This window comes from Pseudoalteromonas sp. 2CM41L, from assembly GCF_023161905.1.
Classification (GTDB): Bacteria; Pseudomonadota; Gammaproteobacteria; order Enterobacterales; family Alteromonadaceae; genus Pseudoalteromonas; species Pseudoalteromonas atlantica.
Genome location: NZ_JALNTN010000003.1, coordinates 120,823 through 139,367 on the forward strand (window position 1 = coordinate 120,823; position 18,545 = coordinate 139,367).

Sequence of the window (18,545 nt, forward strand, 5' to 3'; positions counted from 1 at the left end):
AGGCCATAAAGTGAGTAACTCACAAAGAGGGCAAGAGGCGCGGGGCTTTTAGAGGAAGAGATTAACTTTAAGCAATAGTTGGCTTTTGTTTTCTCATTTACTCCTCATTCGCTTCTCTTTGTGCAACTTTTTTTTTCGTAAAAACTATGCTTTTGTATCAATAAACACAGCGTTTACAAATCAAAGTATAAATTGAGTTTGTAAACGCTGCTTTAATTTTACCAACTATACGTTGCGCTTAACGTATATTGTTCACCGCGCCCTGGTGTACCAGGTATTTCTTCAAACGACTCATCCCATAAGTTGTCAGCCGCTAAAGTAATAAATAAATTGCTTAACTGAGGCGGGGTTATTTTAAGCGTTAGCTGGGTAAATAACGCGTTGTCATTGCCGTTTCTAAGTGCATTTTTGTGTTGTGTACGCCATTCGTTATCTATTCTAAATTCTAAAATATCAGTTGGGTTATACACAGCGCCGAGTGTTAAACGGTGATCGGGAAAGTTTAACGCGTAAAAACTGGCATCAATATCGGCAGCGCCGTAGTTCTCTGATTTATGTAAATAGGTGTAGCTAGCAATAAGTTTTGCTGTATCAAAGTGCTTAGTCGCTAAAAATTCAACCCCTGCAGTATCAATATCAACCGGGTTTGCAAAGCGCGCCGAGGTAGAGTCAAAATTAAAGGTCCAGTCGGTTAAGTTATTATCTTTTCGATAAAAAATAGCCGAGTTTAACTGCCAGCTTTGCTCTTCAAGTAATAAACCTAGCTCTAAGTTTGCAGTGGTTTCGCGCTCAAGGTTGTAGTTACTTCTAAATAACCCGCCAGAATCGCTGCCGCCAATAGCTGTATAGCCTGCAACTTGACTCGCCTGCGCGTACGATAAATAAACACTTTGCGCTGTGCCGTCATTATTTTGGGTATTTAAGGTTATATCACCAATGGCAGATACCTCAGCATCATCACGGTTTGTATCGTCATACGCAGCCCCTAAACGAAATATAAGCTGTTGGTTAGCTTTTAGCGCCATAGTGTATTGAGGCAATACGCTCAGCTTATAATATTTTCGTGAGGTAAAATTGTTTTCAAGTGTGGTTGATTCAATCGAGTCATCAATAAATTGTGCTGAGTAATTAATTGCAAACGCATTGCTTTGTGCATGGCGGCCCGAAAGAGCAAGCGATTTAACTTCACTTTTATGAAACGCTTCGAATGCACTTGGGTTTTCGCGCGAGTAAATATAGTGATCGTCATGGGTGCGGTAATACGCCGATACTTCAAAATTACTGTTTTCAGCGTAATTTTGTTTGTGGTTAAGCATCCAAAGGCGAGTCTCTAGATCTTCAGTTTCGTTAACGCCAAAAGGGGTATACAAGTTAGGCCAGCCAAAAAACTTATCCTGTGAGCCATAAAATAAATCGGTTTGGCTATTCTCACTTGCCAATTGCACGCGAGCTGAGGCGCGCGAAAAGTCATGATCGCCATTATCAATAGTGCCATCACTTTGCGAGTGAGAATATTCACCTTCAAAACCTAAGGTATAGTCAGCTAAGCTATCAAGTTGTGTGTTTTTAGCAGCGTGAATGCTTTGAAGATTAAAGTCGTTCGTACCAGTACCAAGCGATACACTACCGCCAGTAATAATCGGTTTCCAACCAAACGAAACCGTACCTACAGAGCTGTTCATACCGTACAGTGCATTATCAGCACAGGTTAAAACTGCTGGGCCGCTTAGCATTTGCGGTGCAATGGGAATTTCAGCAAAATAATGACCAGATTGCGGGTCAAGCAGGGTAGCACTGCCTACTCTAAAGCCGGTGTTTTCAAAAATACCGCCACGAATAGTTACATCAGCTTGTGCCTCAGCCATATTTCGTGATTGAAGATCTACACGTGGGTCGTACTCTAAATTAGAAATAGGCGAGTCAAATGTACCTACAGGCAGTTTATTCGCAGTAGGCGAAGCCTCCACTGTTATTTGCTCGATTGAAGACTCATCAGATAACGTATTAGCGTAAGCAAATGGAGTAACGCTGCATAATAGTGCAGGCAATATAATGTGTGGTGTGCGGTTCATGTGTTTCTCATCGTTTTTATATTTGTAGCTGCGGTTACAATTAATTTCAAAGCTTATATTTGGGCATGATAAAATAGCCAAATGTAACAGCAGTAATTTTGTGCGCGATTGTACATTAATTTGTTAATATCTGCATTTGATAACCATTCACACTTTACTCATTAGGTAGCATTTATAATGGATACTAAAGAACACAATACTATTTACTTTGCTGGTGGCTGCCTATGGGGCGTACAAGAGTTTATGAAACACTTACCAGGTGTTGTTAGCACACAGGCAGGGCGCGCTAATGGTTCAAGTAAAACTACAGATGGCGACTACGATGGTTACGCAGAATGCGTAAAGGTAATTTTTGACCTAAACGCCGTTAGCCTAAATAAGCTGTTTGACTACTTTTTTGAAATTATTGACCCATATAGCATTAATAAACAAGGGGATGACGTAGGCCCTAAATACCGCACTGCTATTTACAGCAAACACCAAGGCCATTTAGACGCAGCAAACAATTATATAAATAAGCGCAGTGATGCAGAAAAAGTTGTAGTCGACGTTGAGCGGCTAACTAATTACGTACCAAGCGATCCTGAGCATCAAGACCGTTTAACTAACCACCCAGATGACTATTGTCATATACCTTTTGAGTTATTGTATAAGTATAAAGCGTAAATCTAACTCGGTATTGTAGACGTGCAGCCTGCTGACGTGATGAGCGCAGCTCATAATTATTTAAATCTGAAGTCCCAAAAATAAACACCCACAAAAAAGCTCACATAATGTGAGCTTTTTTAAAACTTACTTAACGCTAATTTTAACTTACTGCTGCTTTTGCGGCGGGAAGTTGCTTAAAATATTAGCGACTGTTTCTTTAATTGATGCTTCGCGTTGCTCAGGCGATTGTTTTTTCTTTAAACGGCCTTCTTTTGCGCCGCGCCATACAAGTTGGTTTGATTCGCGCTCAATAATATCAATCACCAAAGTACCCACTTCGTATTCACGGGCGCTAATATCGCGTTGAAAGCCCGTACCCCAGTATCCCCAACGTGCGCCGTAGCCTACGTTAAAGCTGTCTACTTCTAGCTCTTTATCTACCGATGCATGGTAGTTAACTAGTACGTCAGCTTGGGCTGGGTCTACTAAGCTCATACCTAATGTTTGGCTAAGCTCTTTATTAACGGCAGTACGTACACGTTTTTCCATTAAGCCGTTAATTTGGTAGTTTGTGGTGTCTTTGGTTAAGCTCGCGTTTTCTACCCAAGCAAATGTTTTAAAATTACTAAAGTTGGCTGATTTGTCGTAATCCCAGTCTGGGGTTTGCGTACAGGCTGTAAGTAATGTCAGCGCTGCAACAATAAGTATATTTTTCATTACCTTTGCTCCAATAAAATGCGTTAATTTAAAATAACACACATCGTTTAAATGTGTATTAGTTTAACGTCCTATATTTTAGTTTAGTTGGTTTGCCTTAACGGCCAATTAATTGTGTTCAACTTCAATCCAGTCTTTTTCGTCTACCCAGTTTTGGGCGCCATCTTTTACTGAACGAATAGGTACAATGTAATCACAGCTTACCTGCGGCTTAACCGAGGCAAAAATTGGCACAAAGCCAAAGCTCAGTGCCGTTTCTATGATTGCTTTTTGGTTTTGCGGGTCAATGTCTGCCGCTTCATCAATATAAATAGGTATACGGTAAAGGTTTTGTTCCTGATCGCTTAATAAGTAACGAATAAACAACATGCCACATAATAACTTAATAGTAATACGCGTCCCGTTTGAGCCAGCTGAGTCTATTTTTTCAAAGTGTTCGGTTTCACCTGCGCGGTTAACCACTTCAAAACGAATATCAAATAAGTCAGTTAATGTAAGGCCTGCTTTGTCGGAGGCAAGTTTTATTAGGTGATCTTTTGCTTCGTTTACCGCGCTTTCGCTGTAAGGTTCTTGGCTTAATAAATCAAGGGTGTCGCCTTGTTCAAACTGATGCGACGTGCTGATAATGGTATCAATACTATCAACCAGCATTTTGCGCGGTATTACGTTAATTTTAAACGCTTGAAGGTTAGAAATACGGTGCTGGCTTATCCCTTTATTAAAGCTGTTCATTTCGCGGCGAAGTCGGTCTAAGTCTTCACGCAAGCCTTTAATTGTGGCGGCCACTTCGGTCAGGGCTACGCGGCCTTGGCGCTCAACGGCATCGCGTTCGTTATCAAGGTTATGAAATGCGCTAATAAGTTTTTGGTATTTAGTAAATTCGTCGTTTTCGTTATCGAACTTAGTAATGCCCGCGTTATATACATGCAAATAGGTATTACGCACGTTTATGTCAAAGTTGCGCAGCTCTTGGCAGTCTTTATTAAAGTGATGTACTAAGTCGCTTAAGTTATCAAAGTCGACTGTTATATCAATCATATACGGGGTTACTTTACCGCTGTATAAATCAAGTGTGTGGTCAATTCGCTCGCTTTTAACTTGGCGTAGGCGCTCGGTTTGGCGATTAATTTGCTCTTGCTTAGATTTAATCAGCGAGCGCCTGTCAGCAATTGAGCCACTATTTTTTTGAATGTCTTGCAGGTAGTCGTCAACTTGTTCGCGCTCTGCTAATAACTGCTCTTTTAGCAAGGATTGCGCTTCTACCGACTGCTGCATTACCTCGAATTGCTCTAAGCGTTTTAGGGCGCTCTCTGCGCTCATTAGCTCATCGTAAAGTGCATCTTTTTCTTTTTGTTTATCGGCCACGTTAGCGGCTACTTCGCGCTGTTGTTTAAACTCTTTTAACGAGCGTTCCAGCGCGTCTAGCTGAGCGCTAAGCTGGGCTTTGTTTTCGCCGCTTTGCATTTGCACTGGGGAAAGTTTTTTAAGTTTAATGCTTGCCCCTGGTAGGGTTAGTACACCGCCTTTAACGTTTTCGCTTAATAGCGATAAAAATTTCCCAAAAGCGTCTTCATCATCAATGGTTATATCGCCATTGCTGGTGGTGGCAAACGAGAGAATATCGGGGTTTAAAATGCGTGATATTTCTTCTACTTCTTTAAGTGATAGGTCTTCGCGCATTCGAGTAAACAAATTAAACTCAAGGTTTTTAAGCTGCAGTTTTAAGCTTTTAATTTGCTTTTGCGTTTCGCTAATGCGGTAATCAAGCGTGTGTAGGCTTTGCCCTTGTGCGCTGGTAATAGAGTGCGAAAGCGACTCGTAGTCTTGCTTAAGTTGGCCAAGGTTGGTTTTAAGGGTGGCTTTATTTACCAGTTCAAATTCGCTTTTAAGAGCGCTGTAATCTAAAAACCATTGCTCTATTTGGGTTTGCCTGCGCTCTATATCGCGCGATTGCTGTACGTATAAGCTTTGTTTTTGCTCAAACTCGTGTTTTTCGTGCTCTATGTCTTCAAGGGCAATGGCTAGTTCGCTTAGTTGCTCTTCTTGGTAGGTATCAAAGTCTATTAATGCTTGATCAATTTTAGGCGCGTAGGCTGCTAACTTACCTTTAAGCACGGTTTGGTTTTCAAGCATTGATTCAAGCGCTGTTATTGGCTCTTGCATTGATTCAAGCGCTTTTAACTCGCGTTTAGCCCGATTTACTTTATCAAACGAGCGACGCCATACTTCGTAAAAGTCCACTTTAGAGTTAGACATATGGCGTTCAAACACACGTAGCATAAAGCGTTTAACATCGCTTGCGCCTAATTTGTGTAAGTTAAGAATACGCCTAAAAATTTCTTTATAAATGGCGGAGTCTTGCACATTATTTAGCGGGATCATTTTTAAATTAATGTCGCCGTCAAAAGGGGTTGCGCCGCCGGTAAGCAGGGCGTTTAGCTCTTGTGCTTTAAGCTCTATAGGGTTGTAACCTTGCGTTTTTAAATGATTAAACAGCTTGGTAAACTTAATAATGGTATTACCTTGCGTGTACTGCGCTAAATCAAGTTTGCCCTGATAACAAAAGTACTGGTGCGCGTAACCGGCTATTTTACCAAGGCCTGCTACACCAATAACCACCGAGCCATGGGGGAGGTTGGCTTCGAGCAAAATGTACGACTGATCCGATGAAAAATAAAATTTACGGGTTTCATCTAAATCGTGCCCGTCCCATTCGGTTAGGCGCAAATCATTTATTAGCGGAAATTGCAGGGCGTTAATAACCGAGCTTTTACCGGTATTGTTAGGTGCACAAATAGAGCTGCTTTTATCAAGCGGAATAACACATTTTGCATAGCCTGCGGTATTAAGTAGGGCGAGTTTACTTAGTCCGTATAAGTTTTTCATTGCTCGTCCTCTGTAATGTAGGTTTCTTCGTTTACTTCCATAAGTGCATCAATATAGCGGTGAATAGGCGCTTGTAGCATAAAGCCGCCTTCGACTTCGCGGGCAAGGCCTAAACGTACCATGCGCAGGTATACGTCTTTTCGTAAATCTGAGCCCGAAAATATCTCAAGTTGATCAAACAAGTGTTTATTAATTTGCACTAAGGTTTGCATCAGTTCTAAGTCGTTTACTTCATCAAATAGGGCACGCATTGGGTCTTTACCCGTATTGGCAAAGTGCTCAATTAAAATGTAAATAGTCAGTGCAATAGCACGGGATATTTTACCCATGTTTGGCGTGCTTTCGTCGCTGGCAAAGTAGTAAAAGCCGCGGCTGTCGTGTTTTAAATCGTGGCCAAGGGCGTTAAATAAGGCGCTGTAAGATTCTATGTGCTGGTCAAGCTCTTGCCACATTACGTTGTCTTGTTCGCAAATATGGTAACCCGCACCTAATTTTTTATTAATGGCTTGTAGGTGCGTAAGCTCGTCTAAGTTTATATGTGTCATGTGTTACTCGTCTGCCTGTGTATCTGGCTGAGGCGCAGAATTAAATGGGTATAACGAAAAATGTTGGCCGGCAATTTTTACGCGTGTTTTTTCATCGCTTTGGCTAATGTGAATTTCACTGTCGCTGACTAGTTTTTGATATAAAAATAGCATTTCGTCGGCGTCTAATTCTGGGTAGCTTTCATCTAAAAATTGCAGTAATGGCTGGGGCTTTTTACGTTTTTTATTAAAGCGTTTTGCAAAGCTTGTTTTAACATCGTGGTAATCAGGAATGTTTGGCGTAACAAATGCCGGCACGTCTTGTTGCTCTGGGAGCTGGTATTCTTCGTGTTCAAATTCTACCAAGCTTGCCATATAGGCAACTATATGACGCTGCTGGCCAAGCGAATAACGCTGCGCATCGCTTACAAAGTTTGGTTGTACCGCGCTTAGCATGTTGTCTACGCCATTTTTACGCACAAGGCCCAGCACTTTTGCTGCCTGGCGGGTAATTAGGTTATTACGGCGTAGCTCTTCGCGCAGTGGCATAAGCATATCGGCACTTTTGCGTAAGCTTTCTCGGCCAACTAAATGCATTTCGAGTATCCGAGTACGCAATTGCTCAAGCATACGTTTGTCGTTGTAGGCTTTACCTGAGCGTTCAATGTGCTCTATTTGCTTACTTATTTGTTGCTCAATAAGTGTAAAACAGGCATGAAAGTCACCGCGAATATCGACCATTTCAAGCATCGGCTCTATGTATTCGTCAAAGGCTTCTATTACCGCTTTGTAGCGCTTTTGCAAAGATTGCACCGCGTGATCAGATTTAGCTTGCTCAACAATGTTTAAAATAGCGTTTTCGTTGTGCGCGTAAAGCTTCATTATTTTACGCACCCGATCATCCATAATGCGGCTATAGCGGCGTAAATCGTCAAAGTCTTCTATTTCGCCGGCATTATCTAATCGGTTTCCTAGGCGTGCTAAATCATCAACCAAAACGCTAATTTCTTGTGCTAAACCTAGGTGTTCTTCTTGTAATAAAAAGGTCGCAAAATCGGCAATGGCGCGGTTTATTTCAAGCTGGGATGATTTAGCCAATGGAATAAGTATATCTTGATTGAGCAAACGATTTGTTTCTTTGTAAATGCGCTCGTTTGTCCATGTGGGCTGTTTTTGCTTAATGGCGTTTTGCACGTCTTTGAGGCTAAAGTCGGCCATTTTAAAACGTTTAAATAATAGCTCTAAAACACCCCAATGTTCGCTAAGGGTATTAAGCAGCTTTTTAGCTGGGATCATAATGCGGTGATACATCCTAGTAATGAGTTAACTACACTTAAAGCAGAGCGTAGTTTTTATATTTTTATAATAAAAAGTACTCGTTATTAACTGGCTTAATTTACACATTTTTTTAGCTGGCGTACAGGCGAGTTATATTAAGCGCTGTAAAAGTAGCCAGCAATGTAAACCTTGGCTAAATTATTCGCGTTATATTAACTAAAACACCTTGACAGCTAGACGTCTAAACGATAACTTTCAAAGCCCCGCTACACAGTGGGGTTTTGTTTTATTAGCCACAGGTTAATACAACATTCAGAAGAGGTGCGATACTTAGGTATTTAATGGTAGGTGACGAACGCCCATAACCATTAAAGAGGGAAGTACTCGCCGAGGAAAACAAGGTTACGTCAACCATGTTTTTCGGTTTATGGGGCTGAATCCCCAAAACTGTCACCAACTTAGGTGGAGAGCTTCTGGCAGTGGACACATCTTATTTGCATTCCTTTGCCAAGTTCTTCTTGTTTTTTAGCGGTTTGGATACCGCGAAAGGAGACGAAATGACTACCCAATCAGTGCCACAAACAGTATCAGGCGCAAAATCAGATTACATCGTTGCCAAATTTGGCGGAACCAGTGTTGCAAACTTTGAAGCGATGAGTCGCTGCAGCGAAATTATTGTTGCAGATAAAAGCGTACGTATTGTAGCTGTGAGCGCCAGTGCCGGCGTAACTAACCACTTAGTTGCACTGTGCAAACCCGACCTTAGTAAAGAGCAGCGCCAAGAACACATCGATGGCGTATTGGCTATTCAACAGGCTATTTTAGATGAGCTGTCGCTTGATGCCGATTTAGCGGTGGGTTTTAACGAGACGTTAAAAGCATTTCAAACGTTAGCCCTTGAAACACTCACCACTGATCAACAACACGATGAGCTGCTTAGCTTTGGCGAGCGTTTATCGTCTTATTTATTTGCTCAAGTGCTGCGCTTAAAAGGCTTAAATGCAGATAGGTTTGATGTACGCAAAGTGCTTAAAACTGATAGCCAATTTGGTAAAGCAACGCCCGATGTTGCGGCCACTGCACAAGCTGCTAAAGACCTATTAATTCCGTTATTAGATGAGCAAGTAATAATTACACAAGGGTTTATTGGTAGTGATGAATTTGGCCAAACCACAACGCTTGGTCGTGGTGGCTCTGACTACAGCGCGGCGTTATTAGCAGAGGCTATTAACGCCAAAAGTGTACATATTTGGACCGATGTAGTGGGTATTTTTAGCACCGACCCGCGTTTATGCGCTAAGGCAACGCCAATTGCCCGTTTAAGCTTTGATGAAGCCGCAGAAATGGCGACATTTGGCGCAAAAGTATTGCACCCTGCGACAATTTTACCAGCAAGCCGTAGCCATATTAATGTATTTGTAGGCTCTAGCCGCGAGCCAGAGCGCGGAGGAACGTGGATTGAGCGTGAAAAATCGCAGCAGCCAGGTATTCGTGCCGTTACGCAGCGTAAAAACCAAATATTGCTAACGCTTAAAAGCCCAGAAATGTTATTAGCAAGTGGCTTTTTGGCCCGTGTATTTACTATTTTAAGTGAATTTAATATATCGGTAGATTTAGTTACTACCTCAGAAATTAGTGTTGCCATAACCCTAGATAACGCGCCTAATGCCTCGCGACCTGAGCTTGAGCAAGCGTGTTTAGATAAATTGGCCGAATTTTGTCATGTATCGGTTGAAAACAACTTAACCTTAGTGGCGCTTATAGGGTCTGAAATACAGCTACGCCAGCACGAAATGAACTTAATGAACGTATTAAAAGACTTTAATATTCGATTAATTTGTCATGGTGCAAGCAAGCACAACTTATGCTTTTTAGTAGAGCAAAGCGAGTCAGATACCGTGGTACAAGCAATACACAGCCGCTTATTAGAAAGCGCTGCTTAAGCTTTTAAAGCCAAGTTATTAAGTATCTAAGTTATTAAGTATAAAGCACCGCCAGTCGGTGCTTTTTTTATGCGCCACGCTTATATCAAACTCCTCATTGGCAACCGTTATGGTGTTACTCGATGCTGTTAGGTTTAACAAAGAAAATTCATCAAATACATTTGGGCTAAGCAATTGCGCTATTGGGCGGCTAGTTGCTTTAGCGAGTGCCTCTTTTAAGGTCCAAATTCTAAAAAAGCGGTTGGCTTGCTCTTTTATAGCCAAAGGCGCGGTAATTAAGGCAATTTCAGCCTTATGATAAAAATGCTTAGCGAGCTTTTCGAATGGGCGTTTTAAGTTTATTTTTTCAATATCAAAGCCAAACTCCGCCTTAGTAACATTAAGTGCTACACCAACTAAGCCATGCGAGTGCGAAATACAGGTATTAATAACGGTGTGGTTTATATGGAGCTGTAGTTTTGAGCATTCTTCATTAAAGTGGGTGCTCATTTTATTAAGCGGTATGTGTGCGTATTGGGGCTGAGTATGCTTTGCAAGTTGCTTTAGTAATATACGCGATGCTACATATTCTTGCTTTGCTTGCATGCGTTTACGACGATTTATAACGCTTAGCTCAAATGGGCTTAGGTATTGGGTTAAATCAAGGTGTTCTACATTAAGTGTGTTGGCATTAAACACTAAAATAGTATTGTTGCTAGGGGGTAAATCGCTATAAAAAGAGGGAGCAATACTTAGGGTGTTTTTAAAAAAGTGGTTAGTCATACGCGCTTAAAATAAGTGAGTGCTGTAATTATGAGCGGTTAACAGCGCTTATTTATGCCAAAAGCAATTTTATTACTCAGTTGGCATTAAATATGGTTTAATTCACAATAATCAAAGAATAACAGAATTTGTAGATGTATGGCACAAGTGCGTGATGGATTTCAAAGCCGTTTTGGTTTTGTTTTAGCCGCTGCAGGCGCAGCAGTGGGTTTAGGTAATATTTGGGGTTTTCCTACGCAGGCGGCCAACCATGGTGGCGGTGCATTTTTATTGGTTTACTTTGTAGTTATATTTTTACTTGCGCTACCTGCGCTTTATACCGAACTTTATTTAGGCCACCAAGCGCAAGCAAACCCAGTAAAAGCATTGGGTAATGCGTGGCAAAATACCAACAAAAAAGTAGGGGCTGCCGCAGGATATATTGGCCTTGCGGGCGCTGTGGTTATGCTTAGCTTTTATTCTATTGTAGCTGGGTGGATGCTCTCTTACGCGATAGAGCCTATTACTACATTTTTTGGTTTTACCGCCGCAAGCGAATTTTTACACAGCGACTCTATGGTGCGTAATTTTATATTTACGCCGCTTATGCTTATTTTAACCGCCAGCATTATTTTAAAAGGGGTTAAATCTGGGATTGAAACCTGGTCACGCCGTTTAATGCCATTGTTATTGGTGCTACTAATAGGCTTAATTTTTTATATAGCCAGTTTAGAAGGCGCCAGCGAAGGGTTTGCTGCTTATTTAATTCCTAATTTTAGCCAAGTGCTTGACCCAAATTTAATTATTGCTGCAATGGGGCAGGCGTTTTTCTCGCTTTCATTAGGGGTTGGCTGCATGATGATTTATGGCTCGTACCTGCAGCCAGATGCAAACCTGCCAAAACTAACTGCAAGCGTTGCACTACTTGATACCAGCGTGGCATTTTTAGCAGGTTTACTGATAGTGCCTGCAATTTATGTAGCGCAGCATAACGGGGTAGAGGTGTTTAGCGGCGGAAAACTTATAGGTGAAGGGCAGCTTATATTTGCTATTTTGCCTGAGCTTTTTAGTACCATGGGCGAAATTGGTTTACTAATTGGGTTACTGTTTTTTGTACTTATGTCGATTGCATCGGTTACATCGACTATTTCTACCACAGAAATACCGGTAGCGTTTTTAGTAGAAAACCACCGCGTAGATCGTACTAAAGCAACGTGGGCCGTTAGCCTAGTGGTGTTAATATGCGCTAGTGCAATAATATTAAACTTTGAGTGGCTATTTGGTTTAGTAATCATGCTATTTACTCAGTACCAACTACCACTTATGGGGCTATTTTATTTTATAACCGCAGGTTGGATGTGGAAACGCGGTAATAAGCTTCATAAAGCCAGCACCGGCACGCATTACTGGTTTGCTCAATACATTCGTTTTGTGTGCCCAGTATTAATGACTCTTGTTTTTGCAAACGTTGCGTTTGGCTAAAGTATTTTAAGCTTTACCCGTTATGTAAATAGCAAAACGGGTAAAGCAAATTAATGGGCCGCGGCTTTATAAAACCTCATTGGTTAAAGGTCTCTGTTCATTAATTTCTATTGCGTTTTGTATGGTGGTATTGGCAATTTCGCTAAGGGCCTCTTGAGTAAAAAAGCCTTGGTGGCCAGTTATTAATACGTTTTTAAAACTAACTAAGCGCGAGAATATATCGTCTTGGTTTATTTCGTCGCTATGGTTTTTAAAAAATAGCTCTGACTCCTGCTCGTACACATCAAGCCCTAAATACCCTAGCTTTTTAGTTTTAAGCGCATTTATACACGCTTTGCTATTAACTAGCGCACCGCGCGAAGTGTTAATTAGCATTACCCCAGGTTTCATTTTATTAAATGCATCGTCGTTTATTAAATGGTGTGTTTGCTCATTCAGTGGGCAGTGCAATGAAATTATATCGCTTTGAGTAAGCAGCGAATCTAAATCGGTAATGGTGTAATTGCCAGATGTTGCAAAAGGGTCGCACACTAAAACATGCGCGCCAAAGCCATTTAAAATATTACAAAGGGCAAGGCCAATTTTACCACAGCCTATAATGCCAACTGTTTTGCCGTGTAAGTTAAAGCCTAATAAACCGTTTAAATCAAAGTTGTCTTCGCGTACGCGGTTATAGGCTTTATGTGTTTTACGGCTAAGGGTAAGCATAAGTGCAACACAGTGCTCAGCTACGGCTTCTGGGCTGTATGCGGGCACTCGTAATACCTTAATGTTGTGTGCTTTGGCAGCCACTAAATCAACATTATTAAACCCTGCGCAGCGAAGTAAAATAGTATTAATTCCTTGCTCAGCAAGGTGCTCAATAACGAGGGCGTTAACTGTGTCGTTTACAAATACACACACAGCATCAAACCCTTTAGCAAGCAGGGCTGTTTGCTCGTTCAGTGCTTGCTCAAAGTAACAAATCTCTATTTGAGGGTGCTTGTTAATACTGCGCTCAAAAAAAGGCTGCTCGTATTTTTGCGTACTAAAAAAAGCAATGTTCATGTTATTTACTCCAAAGCCTAGCTGTTATAGCAATCCGTATAATCAAGTGATCTATTTTGAGGATGTAAAAACGCGTTGATAGTAAGGCAAAAAATTCGCTATTTAGTTGTTCTCGGCAATTGCTCCTGCATTGCTCTACCTTCTGCATCCATGCAGTCGTAAATGAGAGTTTTTAGCGCAGATAGCGACACGTTTAGCCCCTAAAAATGATTAAGTATTATTGCTGATTGGTATTATACGTAACCTTAAACTAGTTTAATAAAGCATGCTTGAGTAACCACCCATTTATTGATTTAGAATAATTAAGCGCCTTTTAATGCATTAAAGTTGGGTATTATTTTTGCGTTATTTAAATTATTAGCGTTTAGTGCGCTAGGTAAATTTGCCTCAATGACCTGTTTAAGCGTTTCGGGCTTGGTGCGCGGCGCATAACGTGCAACGAGCTGACCTTGTGGGTTAATTAAAAACTTGGTGAAGTTCCACTTTACTGCGCGGTTTTGCGAAATACCACGGGTATGCGACTTTAAATAATTAAACAGCGGATGCGCCTCGGGCCCATTTACCATTACCTTACCAAACACTTTGAACGACACGTCAAATTGCCCTTGATAAAAGTCTTTAATCGCGAGGTTATCAAGCGGCTCGTTTTGGCCAAATTGATGACACGGAAACGCTAAAATAGTGAAACCGCTATTTTTATATTCCTGATAGAGCTTTTCTAGCGAACTTAATTGCACCGAAAAATTACATTTACTTGCTGTATTAACAATAAGTACTGTTTTGCCTTTTAGCTGGCTAAGCGCAAAGCTTTCGCTGTTGTACAAAGGGGCACTAAATTGATAAATACTATCCATGGTTACCTACTTATTTCCTTACGTTGGAAATTTATAAAGACTTAATTCGCTTTTTAAGCAGCCGATTGACATAATCGGGCATAGTTTCTAAGTTAGCAGGAAAATAAGGCACTTTTATGTCAATCAATGTTGCATTTATAGGTTTAGGGGTAATGGGTTACCCAATGGCAGGGCATTTAGCAAAAGCGGGCTTTAATGTGTGTGTATATAACCGCACTCAGGCAAAGGCGCAAAGCTGGGTAGATGAGTATGCAGGAAGCTTTGCTACCACGCCGCGAGAAGCTGCAAATAATGCTGATATTGTATTTATGTGTGTAGGTAATGATGATGACTTACGTGCGGTTGTTTATGGTGAAAATGGTGTTTTAGCGGGGATGGCCGTTAATAGCATTTTGGTTGACCATACTACTACATCGGCCGAAGTAGCCCGTGAAGTAGCAGAAAAAGCAGCCCTGCAAAATATAGATTTTATAGACGCGCCCGTATCAGGCGGACAAGCAGGTGCTGAAAACGGCGTGCTTACAGTCATGGCAGGCGGTAACGAAGCTGTTTTCACTAAAGTGCAACCCGTAATGGCAGCATATAGCCGTTTTAGCCAGTTATTAGGCGATGTGGGCGCAGGGCAGTTATGTAAAATGGTTAATCAAATTTGTATTGCCGGCGTAGTGCAAGGCTTAGCAGAGGGCTTACACTTTGCCAAACAAGCAGGGCTTGATGGTGAAAAAGTAATTGAAACCATTTCAAAAGGGGCTGCGGGTTCGTGGCAAATGGAAAACCGCTACAAAACAATGTGGGCAGGTGAGTACGAGTTTGGTTTTGCCGTAGATTGGATGCGCAAAGATTTAGGCATCGCGCTTGATGAAGCTAAAAACAACGGCGCTACGTTACCGATGACCGCAACGGTTGATCAATATTACGCCGACGTACAAGCGCTTGGTGGCGGCCGATACGATACATCAAGCTTACTAGCACGCATTGAAGCACTACATAAAAAATAACGTTTACATTGAGTATATCAATGTAGACGCCAAGCTTGCGTGATGGGCAAAGCCCGTAAAGTGATTTATTCACAAAGAGGATAAGAGGCGCTGCGCTTTTAGAGGAAGAGATAGCTCTAAAAAGGTTTATGTTTTTATGTTTTCTCATTTACTTCTCATTCGCTTCTCTTTGTGAGTAGTGTTTTATTTATGTAATTAAAAGCTGCGCTTTTCACGTGAGCAAGTTCTACGTCTACTGCGCTGGTGTACATATGGGTTTTACTTGTAGACGCGAAGCTTGCTTACGTGATGGGCAAAGCCCGTAAAGTGATTTATTCACAAAGAGAGTAAGAGGCGCTGCGCTTTAGAGGAATAGATAGATCTAAAAAGATTGTTGTTGGTCTTTATGTTTTCTCATTTTTTCCTCATTCGCTTCTCTTTGTGGATTATTTTTTATTTAAAAAGCTGCGCTTTTCACGTGAGCAAGTTCTACGTCTACTGCGCTGGTGTACATATGGGTTTTACTTGTAGACGCGCAGCTTGCTGGCGTGATGGGCAAAGCCCGTAAAGTGATTTATTCACAAAGAGGATAAGAGGCGCTTCGCTTTTAGAGGCAGTGATAGTTCTAAAAAGATTGTTGTTGGCCTTTATGTTTTCTCATTTACTTCTCATTCGCTTCTCTTTGTGAAAAAATTTTGGCTTTGATTGTAGTAGTAAAGTTATATAAAACAAAAAACGCGACACTTTATTGCTAAAGTGTCGCGTTTTAAAAGTGTTCTACACAAACTTAAACTAATTACATGCTTTGCGCGTAGTTATACAAAGCCTTTAAGATGGTCAGGTTTTTTTCGCTGTCGTCGTGCTCATGGGCCAAGTTTTCAAGGGTGATCATAAAATCTTGTGCGCTAATTGAGGGTTGATCTTCTCCGTGCATTAACTTGTTTTGGCAATACTGACGCCATTGGTCAAGCTCTTGCTGGTTGAGCGTTTCAGGCCAGTTTCGCGCGCGGTATCTAAACAGTAATGTATTGAACTTTTTATCTTCAAAATCTAAATTTAAGCCCGCTAGCTCGTCTGGTTTAGCATCGCGAATAATCGCAAATTTAGCTTTGTCGGCATGGCTTGTAAAGCCATCGTAAAGTAAGTAATCAACGTTAGTGGTTGCGCTGTAATCACCTTTTTCGTTAAACACTTCGGTTACTTTATCGCGAAGCTCGGTATTGGCTTTTAAAATAGCTAAATTAGCGAGGCATTGCTCGCGGTCAATGCCTAAACGGGCTGCATTTTCAGGTAATAACGTTTTAGCAGGCGCTAAAATAGGGCACTTGTTTAAATGCACCAGTTTTAAACCAACAGGTAAATCGCCCTCGGCTAAATCAACGCGTTTGGTGTATAAACGTTTACGTAGTTCTTCTACGTTTAAATCAAGCAATACTTGCGGGTTTTGGGTTAAATCAAAACATATAACGGCGTTTTTATTTACCGGATGAAAGCTCATAGGCGCCACCCACGTAGTACAGCCTTGCGTTGCAGGAATGCGTGACGAAGTATGTACCAGCGGCGTCATGTTAAATACATCAACTAACTCGCCAAGCGCTTTTTTATTTCGTAGCCCAAAAAAGAAGTTATAAAGCTTTGGTTGTTTTTCTTTTATAAGTTTAGCCAGTGCAATAGTGGCAGTTACATCGCTTAGCGCATCGTGCGCAGCAGCGTGCTCAATACCATTAGCTACCGTTAAATGTTCAAGCTTAAAGCTCGGGCTGCCGTCTTCTTTTAACGGCCATTCAATCCCCTCAGGGCGCAGCGCATAACACGCACGTACTAAATCAATAATATCCCAGCGGCTGTTATTGTTTTTATATTCGCGCTCGTACGGGTCGTAAAAGTTACGGTAAAAGCTATAACGGCTTACTTCGTCATCAAAGCGAATACTGTTATAACCAGCAACACAGGTGTTTGGCGCACTAAATTCAGCGTGAATTTTGGCTATAAACTCAGCCTCAACCAAACCTTTTTGCATCGCCACTTGTGGCGTAATACCCGTAATTAAACATGCCTCAGGGTGAGGCAAGTAATCCGCTTGCGGCTTACAATATTCAATAAGCGGCTCGCCAATTATATTTAAATCAAGATCGGTACGAATTCCCGCAAACTGGCTCGGCTTATCTTTTTGAGGGCTCGCCCCCCAGGTCTCATAATCGTGCCAGTAGATTGTTGCTTGATTTTGCTCTTGATATGCCATGCTGAAAACCCTGAGTAGTTAACTTAAAAACGCCTAAATATGCGCCAAGTTACTAAAATAATGAATTATTTAGATTATGGCATATGGGCGAGGGAGTTTATAGGTTTGGGTGATAAATGATGTTATGGAACTTTGTAGTAATACCTCAAGTTTGAGTTTTGTTCCAATCCACAATCACGAATTAAAAGTAAGGGGGCGCGCCGTTATAGCCCATGGCTTGCTAACCTTTTTGCAAATAGTTATTACCGGTCCAAAGTAAATCAAACGCAAATTTGCTAAGCACTTGGTGCTTTAACAGCTGGTTTGGTGGATAAATGATGCTGCAGACATAGGCTTTAAGTTTAAGCTGTTATGGAAAAGTTAAGCTACTTGAACGGACTAAGTAAAGAGCGGGTTCGGTTACTGATTGTATAAATACTAATTGCCCTAAATTAGTAATTTGGCATTAGACTAAAGTCTATAAGTTAATTTTCTTCACTTATTGGTTTTGTTTTAATCGTTTGTCGGTTTTGTGTTAATTCTCTAAAGTTGAATTGTCGGCAACAAGCACGACTTACTCAACAGGAACATAATCATGAAAAGCTCACTTATCAAAACCATCGCTCTTGGCTCTTTATTAACTTGCTCAGCTGCTGTAATGGCTGATACAAGTGACTACAAATTAATGGTTATCGAACAAGCGACTGCACCGCAGCCAATTGAGCAGTCATTTAATAGTTGCGCACTGAATGTTAAGTCAAAAAACTATGCAGAGGCTGAAGCAATTTGTACAAAAGCAATTGCACTTTTAAAAGATGCAGACGGCCCTAAATTTAAAGTACGCCAACTTACGTCATTCGCGTTAAGTAACCGAGGTGTTGCACGCTTAAAATCAAATAATGACACAGCAGCCATTGCTGATTTGTACGAGGCAGCGCAAATGTCTAACAGTACAATGGTATCGCATAATTTAACACTTGCTAAAGAAGAGCTTGCGCTATAAAAAAGCACTAAACATGCTTTAATTAAGCCAGTGTATAAAAAGCCCATGTTAGGTTTATTCTTAACATGGGCTTTTTGCGTTGCACGGTTAAAAAGTGCAAATCATAAAAGTGGAAACCACTTATTAGGCTTTAAATTTAAGAGAGCTAGATT

Annotated in this window: 14 protein-coding genes and 1 riboswitch; of the genes, 5 read left to right on the top strand and 9 right to left on the bottom strand. The window is 41.2% G+C overall.

All coding sequences use genetic code 11. The features are described from left to right. Positions 1-218: 218 nt before the first annotated feature. Entirely contained in the window at positions 219-2,072 is a 1,854-nt protein-coding gene (locus tag MTF64_RS05415) for a TonB-dependent receptor (RefSeq protein WP_248450833.1), read from the bottom strand. Positions 2,073-2,249: 177 nt separating this feature from the next. Between MTF64_RS05415 and MTF64_RS05420 the strand changes: the two genes are divergently transcribed. Further along, on the top strand, positions 2,250-2,738 hold the full coding sequence (locus MTF64_RS05420; protein ID WP_248450834.1) for a peptide-methionine (S)-S-oxide reductase: 489 nt from the start codon (positions 2,250-2,252) through the stop codon (positions 2,736-2,738). A gap of 147 nt (positions 2,739-2,885) precedes the next feature. Here the strand turns inward: MTF64_RS05420 and MTF64_RS05425 are convergent, their stop codons facing one another. The 4 genes from MTF64_RS05425 to MTF64_RS05440 all read right to left on the bottom strand — a co-directional run bounded on the left by MTF64_RS05425 (position 2,886) and on the right by MTF64_RS05440 (position 8,143). Next, the gene (locus tag MTF64_RS05425; protein ID WP_248450835.1) at positions 2,886-3,437 is read right to left on the bottom strand and encodes a DUF4136 domain-containing protein; all 552 of its coding nucleotides are present in this window, start codon (positions 3,435-3,437) and stop codon (positions 2,886-2,888) included. Between the two features lie 108 nt (positions 3,438-3,545). After that, entirely contained in the window at positions 3,546-6,323 is a 2,778-nt protein-coding gene (locus tag MTF64_RS05430; RefSeq protein ID WP_248450836.1) for an ATPase, read from the bottom strand. Continuing rightward, complete coding sequence (locus MTF64_RS05435) at positions 6,320-6,868, bottom strand: hypothetical protein (RefSeq protein WP_054983135.1); 549 nt, start codon at positions 6,866-6,868, stop codon at positions 6,320-6,322. The genes MTF64_RS05430 and MTF64_RS05435 overlap by 4 nt, the downstream gene beginning before the upstream one ends. Before the next feature lie 3 nt (positions 6,869-6,871). Then, entirely contained in the window at positions 6,872-8,143 is a 1,272-nt protein-coding gene (locus tag MTF64_RS05440) for a hypothetical protein (RefSeq protein ID WP_096739460.1), read from the bottom strand. Between the two features lie 290 nt (positions 8,144-8,433). Further along, positions 8,434-8,606, top strand: a riboswitch (Lysine riboswitch). A gap of 76 nt (positions 8,607-8,682) precedes the next feature. On the opposite strand from MTF64_RS05440, the gene lysC reads away from it, so the two are divergent. After that, a complete protein-coding gene (gene lysC, locus MTF64_RS05445) occupies positions 8,683-10,068 on the top strand; it encodes a lysine-sensitive aspartokinase 3 (RefSeq protein WP_248450837.1) in 1,386 nt (461 codons plus the stop codon). 18 nt (positions 10,069-10,086) lie between these two features. Here lysC and MTF64_RS05450 read toward each other — a convergent pair whose 3' ends face one another. Further along, positions 10,087-10,830, bottom strand: a complete 744-nt coding sequence (locus MTF64_RS05450; RefSeq protein ID WP_248450838.1) for a 4'-phosphopantetheinyl transferase superfamily protein — start codon at positions 10,828-10,830, stop codon at positions 10,087-10,089. Positions 10,831-10,968: 138 nt separating this feature from the next. Between MTF64_RS05450 and MTF64_RS05455 the strand changes: the two genes are divergently transcribed. Further along, complete coding sequence (locus tag MTF64_RS05455) at positions 10,969-12,291, top strand: sodium-dependent transporter (RefSeq protein WP_004587706.1); 1,323 nt, start codon at positions 10,969-10,971, stop codon at positions 12,289-12,291. Between the two features lie 66 nt (positions 12,292-12,357). On the opposite strand, the gene MTF64_RS05460 is transcribed toward MTF64_RS05455, so the two are convergent. After that, positions 12,358-13,338, bottom strand: a complete 981-nt coding sequence (locus MTF64_RS05460) for a 2-hydroxyacid dehydrogenase (protein ID WP_248450839.1) — start codon at positions 13,336-13,338, stop codon at positions 12,358-12,360. A 302-nt stretch (positions 13,339-13,640) separates the two neighbouring features. Then, positions 13,641-14,192, bottom strand: a complete 552-nt coding sequence (locus MTF64_RS05465) for a glutathione peroxidase (protein ID WP_004587708.1) — start codon at positions 14,190-14,192, stop codon at positions 13,641-13,643. Positions 14,193-14,308: 116 nt separating this feature from the next. On the opposite strand from MTF64_RS05465, the gene MTF64_RS05470 reads away from it, so the two are divergent. Beyond that, positions 14,309-15,190, top strand: a complete 882-nt coding sequence (locus tag MTF64_RS05470) for an NAD(P)-dependent oxidoreductase (RefSeq protein WP_029773952.1) — start codon at positions 14,309-14,311, stop codon at positions 15,188-15,190. A gap of 775 nt (positions 15,191-15,965) precedes the next feature. Here MTF64_RS05470 and sbcB read toward each other — a convergent pair. After that, positions 15,966-17,411, bottom strand: a complete 1,446-nt coding sequence (sbcB, locus tag MTF64_RS05475; RefSeq protein ID WP_096041538.1) for an exodeoxyribonuclease I — start codon at positions 17,409-17,411, stop codon at positions 15,966-15,968. 574 nt (positions 17,412-17,985) lie between these two features. Here sbcB and MTF64_RS05480 point away from each other — a divergent pair. Continuing rightward, the gene (locus tag MTF64_RS05480) at positions 17,986-18,393 is read left to right on the top strand and encodes a hypothetical protein (protein ID WP_004587201.1); all 408 of its coding nucleotides are present in this window, start codon (positions 17,986-17,988) and stop codon (positions 18,391-18,393) included. The last annotated feature ends 152 nt before the right edge of the window (positions 18,394-18,545 follow it).